At 64.8% G+C, this 13,433-nt stretch carries 11 protein-coding genes; 7 read left to right on the top strand and 4 right to left on the bottom strand.

Annotated elements, in window-relative coordinates; genetic code table 11:
• Positions 1-58 precede the first annotated feature (58 nt).
• The 4 genes from ASD82_RS10885 to coaE all read left to right on the top strand — a co-directional run bounded on the left by ASD82_RS10885 (position 59) and on the right by coaE (position 3,296).
• A complete protein-coding gene (locus ASD82_RS10885) occupies positions 59-1,330 on the top strand; it encodes a type II secretion system F family protein (RefSeq protein WP_056717861.1) in 1,272 nt (423 codons plus the stop codon).
• A gap of 83 nt (positions 1,331-1,413) precedes the next feature.
• Positions 1,414-1,806: an endonuclease domain-containing protein gene (locus ASD82_RS10880; protein WP_056717860.1), complete on the top strand. Its 393-nt coding sequence runs from the start codon at positions 1,414-1,416 to the stop codon at positions 1,804-1,806.
• A 15-nt stretch (positions 1,807-1,821) separates the two neighbouring features.
• A complete protein-coding gene (locus tag ASD82_RS10875; protein WP_056717859.1) occupies positions 1,822-2,679 on the top strand; it encodes an A24 family peptidase in 858 nt (285 codons plus the stop codon).
• Positions 2,676-3,296: a dephospho-CoA kinase gene (gene coaE / locus ASD82_RS10870; protein ID WP_056717858.1), complete on the top strand. Its 621-nt coding sequence runs from the start codon at positions 2,676-2,678 to the stop codon at positions 3,294-3,296. Before ASD82_RS10875 ends, coaE begins: the two co-directional genes overlap by 4 nt.
• Positions 3,297-3,339: 43 nt before the next feature.
• Here the strand turns inward: coaE and ASD82_RS10865 are convergent, their stop codons facing one another.
• The 3 genes from ASD82_RS10865 to ASD82_RS10855 all read right to left on the bottom strand — a co-directional run bounded on the left by ASD82_RS10865 (position 3,340) and on the right by ASD82_RS10855 (position 5,731).
• On the bottom strand, positions 3,340-4,296 hold the full coding sequence (locus tag ASD82_RS10865) for a Nudix family hydrolase (protein WP_235580690.1): 957 nt from the start codon (positions 4,294-4,296) through the stop codon (positions 3,340-3,342).
• Between the two features lie 5 nt (positions 4,297-4,301).
• Positions 4,302-4,790, bottom strand: coding sequence for a dihydrofolate reductase (locus tag ASD82_RS10860; protein ID WP_056717857.1), 489 nt, complete (start codon positions 4,788-4,790; stop codon positions 4,302-4,304).
• 146 nt (positions 4,791-4,936) lie between these two features.
• The gene (locus tag ASD82_RS10855) at positions 4,937-5,731 is read right to left on the bottom strand and encodes a thymidylate synthase (RefSeq protein WP_056717856.1); all 795 of its coding nucleotides are present in this window, start codon (positions 5,729-5,731) and stop codon (positions 4,937-4,939) included.
• A 93-nt stretch (positions 5,732-5,824) separates the two neighbouring features.
• Here ASD82_RS10855 and ASD82_RS10850 point away from each other — a divergent pair, with 93 nt between their 5' ends.
• Positions 5,825-6,838, top strand: coding sequence for a TIGR00266 family protein (locus ASD82_RS10850; protein WP_056717855.1), 1,014 nt, complete (start codon positions 5,825-5,827; stop codon positions 6,836-6,838).
• Positions 6,839-6,872: 34 nt separating this feature from the next.
• Here the strand turns inward: ASD82_RS10850 and lgt are convergent, their stop codons facing one another.
• Positions 6,873-7,691, bottom strand: coding sequence for a prolipoprotein diacylglyceryl transferase (gene lgt / locus ASD82_RS10845; RefSeq protein ID WP_056717854.1), 819 nt, complete (start codon positions 7,689-7,691; stop codon positions 6,873-6,875).
• 120 nt (positions 7,692-7,811) lie between these two features.
• Between lgt and ASD82_RS10840 the strand changes: the two genes are divergently transcribed.
• Both ASD82_RS10840 and ASD82_RS10835 read left to right on the top strand, forming a co-directional pair.
• The gene (locus ASD82_RS10840; protein WP_235577721.1) at positions 7,812-9,977 is read left to right on the top strand and encodes a S9 family peptidase; all 2,166 of its coding nucleotides are present in this window, start codon (positions 7,812-7,814) and stop codon (positions 9,975-9,977) included.
• Between the two features lie 545 nt (positions 9,978-10,522).
• Entirely contained in the window at positions 10,523-13,381 is a 2,859-nt protein-coding gene (locus ASD82_RS10835; protein ID WP_056717852.1) for a TonB-dependent receptor, read from the top strand.
• Positions 13,382-13,433: the final 52 nt, after the last annotated feature.

Raw genomic sequence — 13,433 nt, 5'->3', positions numbered from 1 at the left:
ATCTTGTTTGCCGCCCGCGGGGACGGCGCCGGGACTGGACCACTGGGGGAAGATGCGCATGGCCACGGCTACCGCAACGAATATCGACAAGGCGCGCGCGCTCGGCGCCCAACGTGCCGAAGTCAGCAAGCTGACCACCTACGAATGGGTGGCGCTGGACAAGCGCGGCAAGCGCATGAAGGGGGACATGCCGGCGAAGAACGCCTCGCTGGTGAAGGCCGAACTGCGCCGCCAGGGCATGAACCCGCAGACCGTGCGCGAGCGCTCCAAGCCCCTGTTCGGTTCCTCCGGCAGCACGGTGAAGCCGGGCGACGTGGCCGTCTTCAGCCGCCAGATCGCCACCATGATGGCGTCCGGCGTGCCGATGGTGCAGGCCTTCGACATCATCGCCGATGGCCAGAAGAACGTCCGCTTCAAGAACATCCTGCTGGACGTGAAGCAGAACATCGAGGGCGGTGCGTCCCTGCATGAAGCGCTGGGCCGCTACCCGGTACAGTTCGACGAGCTCTACTGCAACCTGGTCCACGCCGGCGAAGCCTCCGGCGTGCTGGACACCGTGCTGGACACCGTGGCGACCTACAAGGAACGCACCGAGGCGATCAAGAAGAAGATCAAGAAGGCACTGTTCTACCCCATGATGGTGCTGGCCGTGGTGTTCCTGGTCATGCTGATCATGCTGCTGTTCGTGGTGCCGGTGTTCTCCAAGACCTTCCAGGACGCCGGTGCCGACCTGCCCGCACCGACCCAGGTGCTGGTGAACATGTCGGAGTTCATGCAGAGCTACTGGTGGCTGGTGATCGGCAGCATCATCGGCAGCATCGTGGCGATCGTCTTCGCCAAGAAGCGCTCGCTGAAATTCGCCCACTTCCTGGACCGGCTGTCGCTGAAGTTGCCGGTGATGGGCAATATCGTGCGCAACTCGGCGATCGCCCGCTTCTCGCGCACGCTGGGCGTGACCTTCCGCGCCGGCGTGCCGCTGGTCGAGGCGCTGGAGGCCGTTTCGGGCGCCACCGGCAGCATCGTCTATGGCGACGCCGTGAAACAGATGCGCGACGACATCTCGGTCGGTCATCAGCTGCAGCTGGCGATGAAGCAGACCGGCCTGTTCCCGAACATGGTGGTGCAGATGACCGCCATCGGCGAAGAATCCGGCGCACTGGACAACATGCTGTTCAAGGTGGCCGAGTTCTACGAGGAAGAAGTGGAGAACGCGGTCGACACCCTGTCCACCCTGCTCGAGCCGATCATCATGGTGGTGCTGGGCGGTATCGTGGGCGGCATGGTGGTGGCGCTGTACTTGCCGATCTTCAAGCTCGCCGGTACGGTCTGACCGAAGAGCCCCTCTCCCTTCGGCGACCCTGAGGGAGTCCCCTTGCGGGTGAGAGGGGCTGGGGAGAGGGTACGGTTCAAGCGATGCGCCACAAACCGCCTCTGCCCACCAGAACGTTGACTACCGCCAAGTTGCTGCGCACCGCCAGCACCGACGCCGAACTCAAACTCTGGTATCACCTGCGCGCCAAACGCCTCGCCGGGCTCAAGTTCCGCCGTCAGCACCCCATCCCGCCGTATATCGCCGACTTCTTCTGCGAAGAACTCGGGCTGGTCGTCGAGATCGATGGTTCGCAACACGACGAGGAAACGGACAGCATCCGTACGCGTGCGCTGGAGCGACGAGGCCTCGTGGTGCTGAGATTCTGGGACAATCAGGTTTTGCAGGAAACCGAGGCGGTGCTTGAGGCGATTTTGAACTTCGCTCGGCGCCGTACCCTCTCCCCACCCCCTCTCCCGCAGGGAGAGGGGCCTTAAAAGCAAGGCTGACGCATGCCCGATCTTCCCTTCGCCCTCTGGATTGCCCTGGCCGCCGTGCTCGGCTTGCTGGTGGGCAGCTTTCTCAACGTGGTGATCCTGCGCCTGCCCGAGCGCATGGCCGCGGCCTGGCGCCACGAGGCCCGTGATGTGCTGGAGATCGAGGGCGACGCCGAGCCCATGCCGCCGGGCATCGTGCGCGAGCCTTCGCACTGCCCGCAATGCAAGCATCCGCTGTCGGCGCTGGACAACATCCCACTGTTCGGCTGGCTGCTGCTGCGCGGGCGCTGCCGCTATTGCCAGACCAGGATCTCGATCCAGTACCCGCTGGTGGAGTTGCTCAGCGGCATCCTGAGCGCGGCGATCGTGTGGAAGTTCGGGCCTTCGTGGGCCGCGCTGGCGGGACTGGTGTTCACCTGGGTCTTGATCGCGGCAGCCGGCATCGACTTTCGCACTCAATTGCTGCCCGATCAGCTGACGTTGCCGCTGTTGTGGCTTGGTCTGTTGCTGTCGCTGCTGCCGATGTTCGTCAGCGCCCCCAGCGCGATTCTTGCCGCGGCGATCGGCTACCTCAGCCTGTGGAGCGTGTACTGGGGGTTCAAGCTGCTGACCGGCAAGGAAGGCATGGGCTACGGCGACTTCAAGCTGCTGGCGGCCCTGGGCGCGTGGATGGGCCCGGTCGCGCTGCTGCCGATCGTGCTGCTGTCCTCGCTGATCGGCGCGCTGGTGGGCGGCAGCCTGATCGCCCTGCGCAAGCATGAGCGCGAGATCCCGATGCCGTTCGGTCCGTTCATCGCCGCCGCCGGCTGGGTCTGGTTCGTGGCCGGCCCGGATCTGCTGGACGGCTACCTGCATCTGACCGGCATGCGATGACCGGGCATCGAGCGGCGCTGGTGATCGGGCTCACCGGTGGCGTCGCCGCCGGCAAGACCGCGGTGACGCGGCGCTTCGAGGCGCTGGGCGTGCACGTGCATGACGCCGACGTGGCAGCCCGCGACGTGATCGAACCCGGCACGTCGGGCCTGGCCGAAGTGGTCGCGGCATTCGGGGCCGACGTGCTGGACGATGCCGGTCGCCTGGATCGCGCCGCCATGCGCCAACGCGTCTTCGCCGACCCGGGCGCGCGCCGCACGCTGGAGGCCATCATCCATCCGCGCGTGCGGCAGTGGCTGCACGACCGCGTGATGGCCGAAGCGGGCCCTTATTGCCTGCTGGCCATTCCGCTGCTGGTCGAGAACATCGAACACTACCGCTGGATCGATCGCGTGCTGCTGGTCGATGCGCCCGAAGCAACGCAACTTGTCCGCCTGACGGCGCGAGACGGCATCGACGAGACGCTGGCTCGCCGCATGCTGGCCCATCAGGCCCGGCGCGAAGCACGCCTGGCCATCGCCCACGACGTCATCGACAACAGCGGTGACGAAGCCGCCCTCGACCAGGCAGTTGCCCATCTGCACCAGCGCTATCTGGAACTGGCACGCCGCGCTTGATGATGCGGCGCAAAACCGGCGGGCAGTGCCCGCGATCGCTACGTCACGGCCAGAACTCGCGGGTTCCCGCGATGCCCTGACCGCTATGGATCCGGGCCTGGGCGATGTGCGCTGGCGCCAGGCCGCCCAGCGCATAGACGGGCAATGCAGCAGCTTCTGCCAGCGACTGGAAGCAGGTCCAGCCCAAGGGCGGAGTCTGCAGACAGGTGGGCGTGGCGGCGACCGGCGCCAGGGTGGCGAAATCCACGCCCAGCTGCTCGGCCCGGGCAAGGTCGGTCGCGTCATGGCAACTGGCGCCGATCAGCTGCGACGGCGGCAGGGGGCGTTCGCCAAGCGCCTCCAGCTCGCGACTGCGCAACTGCACGCCGATACCCAGCAACCGCGCACCCTCGATGTCACCGTGCAGCAGCAGTTGCGAACCATGGCGCCGGGCCAGTGGCAGCAGGCCGGTAGCCAGTTCGCGCACCATCTCGCGCGGCCACAACGGCAACTGCAACTGCACCAGTTGTGGGCTGCGTTCGATCGCCTGGCCGATGCGCTCGAACCACGCGCCGGCCTGCTCCGGCGGCACGTCGGCCGGGGTGATGGCGTAGCGGGAGGGCAGGCGCAAGGCCTGCAGGATCGCGCGGTCGGCCCGGGTCAGCATGGAGGGGTCGACCTGCTCCGGCGGCAGCCATTGCAGGGCCTGGCCCTCCAGCGATTGCGGTTCGCCTTCCCATTGCGCGGTCTGCCAGGTATCGAGCAACAGCTCGCGGTCGGGATAGTGGCAAGGCACGCGGATCAGCGGCTCGGCCCGCAGCAGGATGACGCCGATCTCCTCGCGCAACTCGCGCGCCAGCGCCTCGAAGGGCGTTTCGCCCGCCTCCAGCTTGCCGCCGGGAAACTCCCACAGGCCCGCCAGGTGCTTGCCCGGCGGTCGCTGCGCCAGCAACACGCGGCCCAGCGCGTCGAGCATGACCGCGGCCATCACGTGCATGACCGGTTTGGGCTCGACCGGCATGGTCGTCAGCTGTTGCGCAGGTACTCGACCATGTCGAAATCGTAGGCATGGTCCGCATCGGCCTTGTGGTGTACGCGCGACACCTCGGTCCATTCGCTGAAATGCACGCCCGGAAAGAATGTGTCGGCGCCATCGACGGCGGCGCTGACCCAGGTGAGATACATGCGGCGCGCGCGCTGCAATGCCTCGCGGAACACCATGCCGCCGCCGATCACCATCAGCCCGGTGTTGTCGCAGCGCGCCTGCGCCTCTTCGATGGAGCGCACGGTGATCTGTCCCGGATACGGCGCCTCGTGGCGGCGGCTGAGCACCAGGTTGACCCGGTCCGGCAACGCGCGGCCGATCGACAACGCCGTGTTGTAACCCATCAACACGTTCTTGCCGGTGGTCAGCTGCTTGAACCAGCGCAGGTCATCGGGCAGGTGCCAGGGCAGCTGTCCCTTGCGGCCGATCGCGAAGTTTTCGTCGAGTGCAGCAATCAGCGAGATGGCCATGGCGAATCCTTGTAAGGCTGGTTCATGGGGGCGACCGGCACCCGGGGAAGATGCCGCCGAATCGCTCTGGATATTAACAGGCCGCGCCAAGGCTGCGACGACATTCCACCCTTCCCGACCGGCCTCGGCAGGCTCCAGCCGCAGGCCTAGACCGCGACCGCGGCCTTGATCGCCGGGTGCGACCGGTAGCCTTCGATGGTGACGTCCTCGTAGCGGAAATCGAAGATCGAGCGCACCGTCGGATCGAGCTTCAGCTGCGGCAACGGCAGCTCGTCGCGGCTCAGCTGCAGCCGCGCCTGTTCCAGATGGTTGTTGTACAGATGGGCGTCACCCAGCGTGTGCACGAAATCACCCACGCCCAGCCCGCAGACCTGCGCCACCATGTGGGTCAGCAGCGCGTAGCTGGCGATGTTGAACGGCACGCCCAGGAAGATGTCGCCCGAGCGCTGGTACAGCTGGCAGCTGAGCTTTCCGTCCGCCACGTAGAACTGGAACATCGTGTGACACGGCAGCAGCGCCATCTTCGGCAGTTCGCCCACGTTCCAGGCATTGACGATGAGTCGCCGCGAATCGGGGTTGCGCCCGATCTCGTCGATCACCCAGGCGATCTGGTCGACCACGCCACCGTCGGCGGTGCGCCAGGCGCGCCACTGCTCGCCGTAAACCGGACCGAGGTCGCCGTTTTCGTCGGCCCACTCGTCCCAGATCCGCACGCCATGTTCTTTCAGGTAGCCGATGTTGGTGTCGCCGCGCAGGAACCAGATCAGCTCGTGCACGATCGACTTCAGATGCAGCTTCTTGGTGGTGACCAGCGGGAAGCCCCGGTTGAGATCGAAGCGCATCTGCCAGCCGAACACGCTGCGCGTGCCGGTGCCGGTACGGTCGGTCTTTTCGGTGCCGTGGTCGAGGACGTGGCGAAGCAGGTCGAGGTAAGCGCGCATCCGCCGATTCTAGCCCGAGGGGCATGACAACGGTCACTGCCGCCGCGCGCTGGCACGACATAGACTCGGGCTTTTCCAGCAAGGAGACCGAACATGGCCCAGTGGTTTTTCAGCTACGGCAAGAACACCGACCGGATCGGCCCGCTCGATGACGCCGCGGCGCGGGAACAGGCCCGGCGACAGCCCGACGGCTATTGCTGGAGCGAAGGCTTCACCGAATGGAAGCCGATCCGCAGCGTGGCCGAGCTGGGCGGCACGCCGCTGGCGCCACCGCCGATGCCGGCGTCGATGGGCGGCGGCCGCGCCGACGAGATCGACTACCGCATCGTCGGCAGCGACATGCAGTTCGTCGAGATCGAGCTGGACCCGGGCGAAAGCGCGATCGCCGAGGCAGGTGCGCTGATGTACAAGGAAGCCGCCGTGCAGATGGACACCGTGTTCGGCGACGGCTCCAGCGGCGGCCAGAGCGGCGGCGGGCTGATGGACAAGCTGATGTCCGCCGGCAAGCGGGTGATCACCGGCGAAAGCCTGTTCACCACCGTGTTCACGCACACCGGCCAGGGCAAGGCGAAGGTCGCGTTCGCCGCGCCCTACCCCGGCACGGTGATGGCGATGAAGCTGTCCGACCATGGCGGCCGGCTGATCTGCCAGAAGGATGCGTTCCTGGCCGGCGCCCGCGGCGTGCAGTTGGGCATCTTCTTCCAGCGCAAGATCCTGACCGGCCTGTTCGGCGGCGAGGGTTTCATCATGCAGAAGCTCGAAGGCGACGGCTGGGTGTTCGTGCACGCCGGCGGCACCGTGGTGCAGCGCGAGCTGAAGGCCGGCGAACGGCTCGACGTGGATACCGGCTGCGTGGTCGCCTTCCACGACACGGTGAACATGGACGTCAAGCCGGTCGGCGGCATCAAGAGCATGCTGTTCGGCGGCGAAGGCGTGTTCCTCGCCACGCTCACCGGACAGGGCACGGTGTGGCTGCAATCGCTGCCGTTCTCGCGCATGGCCGGCCGCATGCTGGCCGCGGCACCGCAAGGCGGTGGCCAGCGTCGTGGCGAGGGATCGATCCTCGGCGGGTTGGGCGACATCCTGGGCGGCGACCGGAATTTCTGAGTGACTGCGTTCCGCAGGGCGGGCCGTGCCCGCCCTACGGAGCGGAAGCCAGCGGCAGCGTCGGCGCCCGGCGCGACATCGCGATCAGCACCAGCCCGACGGCGATCAACGGCAACGACTGCATCTGCCCCATCGTCACCCACGACGTGCCGAACAAGTAGCCCAGTTGCGCGTCGGGCACGCGCACGAATTCCACCGCGAAACGGAAGCAGCCGTACAGCAGCGCGAACAGGCCCGACACCAGGTAGCGCGGCCGCGGCTTCAGCGAGACCAGCCACAACACCACGAACATCACCAGGCCTTCCAGCAGCATCTCGTACAACTGCGAGGGATGCCGCGGCAGCCGGTCCGGCGCCTGGGGGAAGATCATCGCCCACGACACGTCGCTCGGCTTGCCCCACAGCTCGCCATTGATGAAGTTGCCCAGCCGACCCAGCCCCAGCCCGATCGGCACCAGCGGCGCCACGAAATCGATGGTGTCGAAGAAGTGCAGCTTCTGCCGCCGCGACCACCACCAGCCAGCCGCCAGCACGCCGAGCAGGCCGCCGTGGAAGCTCATCCCGCCGTCCCACACCTTGAACAGGGTCAGCGGTGCGGTCCAGATCCAGTCGATGTCGGCATAGAACAGCATATACCAGATGCGCCCGCCCGCGATCACGCCGAGCATGCCGTAGAACAGCAGGTCCCCCAGCGCATCGCGGGTGACCGGCAGGCGCCCGCGCCGGCGCCGGTATTCGCCCAGCACGGCCACGAAAAAGAAGCCCAGCAGATACATCAGGCCGTACCAGTGCACCTGCACCGGGCCGAGATGGAACGCGACGGGATTGATATCGACGATGTAGGGCTGGGACATGGCAACCGGGCGGCGAGCAAAGACCAAGTGTAGCGGTACAACGTGGCAGACGGCTTCCGCCACTCCTGTCCCTGCCCGCCTTTGGCCAGATGGCGGGAGGCAGTGCCGGAGAGGTCGGACATGACCCTGCGGCAGGGACTCTCGAGCTGGCGAGTCCCGCCCCATCCAAGGCTTTCGCCCGGGCTTCCTCAAGAACTAGAATCGCCGTGTCATCGTCCGTACTGGGGAGTCTGGACGAGGCATGCCGTCAAACGCCGCCGAAAAGGGGCACAACGACTTTACCGTCTCGCTCCGGACGGTCGAATTTGTTCCACGGAGCCACAGGGGAGAAAACCGATGTCTCGTTGCCTTGCGCGGACCGTGCTGTCTGCTGTCTGTCTGCTGTTGCCCGCCGCGGTTGCGGCTACCGACCTGATCCCGGTCGAGGCCTTCGCGCGTCATGCGCAACTGTCCATGCCGACACTGTCGCCGAACGGGCAACATCTTGCCGTCAGCATGGCCGACGCCAGCGGCGACTCGTATGCGCTGGTCATCTATAGCGTGAACGATACCAAGCAGCCGATCAGCATGCTGCGCCTGCCGAAGTATGAGCGCCCGGCCGGCATCACTTGGGTAAGCGACACCCGACTGGTGGTGGAAAAAGCCAAGCAGTTCGGCTCGATCGACAAACCCATGGCGACGGGCGAGGTGATTGCCACGGACATCGACGGCAAGCGCCAGGACTATCTGTACGGTTACCAGAGCCAGATGGGTTCGCGCACCACGGGCTGGGGCTCGGTCGACGGTCTGCCGATGCCTGCCAACGGGCACTTCTACATGGCCGCGCAGAGTTGGGACAGCAAGAACACCAGTTCGCTTTACGACGTCAATGCCGACAAGGGCAGCAAGCACCTGATCGGGGACATTCGCGTCGCCGACATGAGCTTCATGGTCGGCGTCGATGGCAAGGCGCATTACGCGTATGGTCGCAACGACAACTGGGACTACGTGGTGTATCACCAGCAGCCCGGCGGCTGGACAAAGATGACCTCGGCCCAGGTTGGCGGAAGTTTTGTTCCCATCCACTTTTCACCCGACCAGCAGCGCATTTATGCCCGCTATGCCATTGGCGGCGGCCCGACCTCGCTGGTCGAACAGGACGAAAATGGCGCGTCACGCAAGGTGCTGTCCAGCGACGATTTCTCCAGCGTCGGCATCATCGAGTGGACGGCCTGGCCATACGCGCCGTTCGCCACCGTGCCGGCCACCGGCAAGCCGGAGTTCAGCTACATCGACATGAACGCGCCGACTGCCAAACTGCATCGCGCGTTGAGCATGAAGTTTCCCGGCAGCTATGTACACTTCATCAATTTCAGCGAGGATGGCAGCAAGCTGCTGTTCTCCGTCGACAGCGACCGCGATCCGGGCACGTATTTCCTGATCGACACGCACAACTATCAAGTCATCAAGCTGTTTGCCACGGCACCGTGGATCAATCCGAAAGACATGGCGGAACGCCGGCCGCTGCGATTCAAGGCCAGCGACGGCACGGAGCTGGAAGCTATCCTGACCCTGCCCAAGGGCCGGCCTGAAACGAACCTGCCGATGGTCTTGCTGCCCCATGGCGGGCCCATCGGCGTACAGGACGACTGGTTCTACGACAACGACGCCCAGTTCCTGGCCAACCGCGGGTACCTCGTGCTCCAGGTGAACTATCGCGGGTCCAGTGGCCGTGGCGCCGACTTCGAGGAAGCCGCGTACCTGAAATGGGGAACCCGCGTCCAGCAGGACCTGATTGACGGCGTGAAGTGGGCCATCGAGAAAGGTTACGCCGACGCCAAACGCGTCTGCGTCTATGGCGGCAGCTTCGGAGGCTATTCCGCCATGATGACCACCATCCGGGCACCGGGCCTGTTCAAGTGCGCTGTCGGTTACGCCGGCATCTACGACCTGAAGATGATGTACAAGAAGGGAGACATCCGCGAACGCAAGTCCGGCATCAGCTACCTGACGACCGTCATCGGCAAGGACGATGCCGACCTCGACGCGAACTCGCCCGCTCAGTTGGCCGACAAGATCAGCGCACCGGTGTTGCTCGTTCACGGCGAGGCCGACCAGCGGGCGCCCTTTGCCCAGGCCAAGGCCATGCGCGCCGCGCTCGATGCCGCCCACAAGCCGTACGAATGGCTGAGCAAGCCCGGCGAAGGCCACGGCTTCTATACCGAGAAGAACAACGTCGAGTTCTACAACACGTTGCAGGCCTTCCTGGAAAAGAACATCGGTCCCGGAGCGCCATCCGGACGATAAGTCGGGCCAGGACAGGGCCACCTGCCGAAGCATCCGGTGACGGACCTTCGGCAGCATGATTCTGCGGATTCGAGCGAACAGATGAAGTGGGCGATCGTGCGGAGCCGACGCTCACTTCGCGCGCGACCCGCGATCGCGCCACATCCGTTTCGCCGCTTTCGAGCATGCAATGCGTTCAAGTGCAAACCCACGCTGATCAGGCAAAGGGCCGCGGCGTTGATGCGCCGGCCGCTAACGCCCGCCCCTTCAATTTCTTGCGACACGGCAAACCCGCCGTGGCGGCGAACAATGTCGCGGCGACGCAATTTCTTCTTGCATCGCCCGCACTTTCATGAGCCGAAAAGCCATGCCATGGCTTCACGCCACATGTTCTTGCAGTTTGGCTGCGTTTTGACTTAACGTCGACATTACATCGTCCTTCCCCACGCACGACGATGCCGTGGCGCGTAACCCTTCCCCAGGTGAGACGCGCTGTCTCGAGTACCCCGAATGACCAGCCTTGCAGCTGGTCACCGGTCGTTTTTGTTCGGAGTTTTACCCTAAAAATGAAACAGAAGACCTTGTTGGCTGTCGCCATTGCGACAGCCCTGACTCTGCCTACGTGGACAGTTTTCGCGCAGGACACCTCCACCACCACCCAGGGCAACACCGATCAGGCCAAGCAGCTTGAGACGGTCACGGTTACCGGTTCGCGCATTCGCAGCGTGGACATGGAAACCGCCCAGCCGTTGTTCACCCTCGACCGCGCCGAAATCCAGAAGCAGGGCTACGTGACGGTCGGCGACATCCTGTCGCACATGACCAATGCCGGCTCGGCTGGCGTCAACAAGTCCACCGTGCTGGTCTCCAACGATTACGCCGGCGGTTCCTATGTCGATCTGCGCAGCCTGGGCTTGTCCCGCACGCTGGTGCTGGTGGACGGTCGTCGCTGGGGCACCAACACCGATGGCTTCACCGATCTGGACACGATTCCGTCCTCGATCATCGAGCGCATCGAAGTCCTGAAGGACGGCGCCTCGGCCATCTACGGCTCCGACGCGATCGCCGGCGTGGTCAACATCATCACCCGTACCGACTACAACGGTGCCGAAGCGAACGTCTACTTCGGCAAGAACGGCCAGGGTGACGGCACCAACCAGCAATACGATTTCACTGCCGGCAAGTCGGTGGGCAATGCCTCGTTCATGGTTGGCGGCACCTATGCCGAGACCGATCCGGTGTGGGCGCGCGATCGCGACTACGCGCTGTATCCGAAGGGCGTGCTGCACCCCACCGAAGGTCTTTCGTCCTTCGGCCCGGGCGGCCTGATCAGCAACGGTCCCGGCGGCGACGCCTACAAGCTCAACGAAGGCGGCGACCCCACCAAGTTCAGCGACTATCACAGCTACCTTGGCGCCGCCGACAACTACAACGCCGACCAGCAGATGATGCTGGCCAGCGGCAGCAAGCGTAAGTCGATCTTCGCCAAGGCCGCCTACAAGTTCGGCGACAACCTGAACCTGCATGGCGACGCGCTCTACAACGAGCGCACGGCGAACATCCAGGTTGCCGGCTACCCGGTCGGCACCGCCACCACCGGCCTGGTGCTGGACAAGAACAGCTACTACAACCCGCTGGGCGTGCAGAGCGGTTATGCGACTCCGCAGGACGTCGAGTTCCTGCGTCGCGGCACGGAGAACCCGCGCCTCACCAAGAACACGGTCAAGACCTATCGACTGGGTGGCGGCATCGACGGTGCATTCAGCGCAGGCGAGCACTATTTCACCTGGGACGTCAGTGCCTTCATCAACAAGAACACCGGCCATATCTTCGGCACCGGCAACTACGACCTGGTGAAGATGCAGCAGGCACTGGGACCGTCGTTCAAGGACACCGACGGCGTGGTCAAGTGCGGCACCCCGGGCGCCGTCATCACCGGCTGCACGCCGCTGAACGCCCTCGCCGGCGACGGTGGCTGGACCCGTGACATGCTGGACTACATCGGTCGCCCGACCAACGGCACCTATGGCTCCAAGACCACCGGCTTCACCGCCAACATCAGCGGTGACCTGGTGCAGCTGCCGGCCGGCACGATGCAGTTCGCTGCCGGTGCGGAATATCGCCACGAGTCGGGTTACCAGAGGCCGGACGGCTATTCCCAGACTGGCAACTCCACCGACCTGGCCGCTGACCCGTCGTCGGGCAGCTACAACACCAAGGAAATCTACGCGGAGTTGAACATCCCGCTGCTGGCCGACATGGCGTTCGCCAGGCAGTTGTCGGTCGACATCGCCAGCCGTTACTCGCGTTACAGCAACTTCGGCAGCACCACCAACAGCAAGTTCGGCCTGACCTGGAAACCCGTCAACGACCTGCTGGTTCGCGGCAGCTACGCCGAAGGCTTCCGCGCACCGACGATCAACGATCTGTACGGCGGCCAGTCCCAGACGTTCGACAACTACACCGATCCGTGCGACGTCACCTTCGGCTCGGCCAGCACCAACCCCGCCGTGGCAGCCAACTGTGCCGCTGCTGGCCTGGGTGCGAACTTCCACCAGACCGACGCCGCCGGCAAGCCGGTCGATGGTCCGGGTGCGCAGTCGACCACGCCGTTCCTGTCGGGCTCCAACGTGAATCTGCAGCCGGAAACCTCGGCCAGCAAGTCGCTGGGCCTGGTCTACAGCCCGCACTTCGTGCAGGGCCTGGACCTGTCGCTGGACTGGTACAACATCCGCATCAAGAACCTGATCAGCGGCGTCAGCTCCGACAACGTGCTGGATGACTGCTACCTGCGTGGCGTCGCGGCCTCCTGCGGCCTGTTCCAGCGCGACGCCGACGGCCAGGTCGTCAACCTTTCGCACACGCTGGCCAACAAGGGCTGGCTGGAAACGGAAGGCTACGACTTCACGTTGAACTACCGCCTGCCGAAGTTCAGCATCGGCCAGTTCGTGGTCCATCTGGATTCGAACTACCTGGTCAAATACAACTCGAATGCCGGTTCCGGTGCGCCGACCGAGTTCAATGCGGGCAACTACTCCATCTGGCGCAACCGCACCAATGCCAACCTGGACTGGAGCCTGGGCAACTTCGGCGTGAACTGGGGCGTTCGCGCCTATTCCAACCTGAAGGAAGCCTGCGCTTACGACAAGGCTGGCGGTCCGCTTTGCGACCTGCCGAACCATTACACCCCGGGCGTGGGCGTGACTCCGATGCGTACCGTCGGCGGCATCGTGTACAACGACCTGCAGGTACGCTGGACGGCTCCGTGGAAGGGCACCTTCTCGGTGGGCGCGAACAACGTGTTCAACCGCGAGGGCGCTGCGTTCTACAGCGGCCCGGCCAACTTGTCTGACAGCCAGTACTCGTACAATCCGGCCTATGACATCGGTCGTTTCTTCTACTTGCGCTACAACCAGAAGTTCTAAGCCGGCAACGGTGTGAAGCAATGAAAACGCAGCCCGAAAGGGCTGCGTTTTT

This window comes from Rhodanobacter sp. Root179 (assembly GCF_001428465.1).
GTDB lineage: Bacteria > Pseudomonadota > Gammaproteobacteria > Xanthomonadales > Rhodanobacteraceae > Rhodanobacter.
Note: the sequence above shows the minus strand (reverse complement) of the source record. Positions and strands in the feature narration are given on the sequence as shown.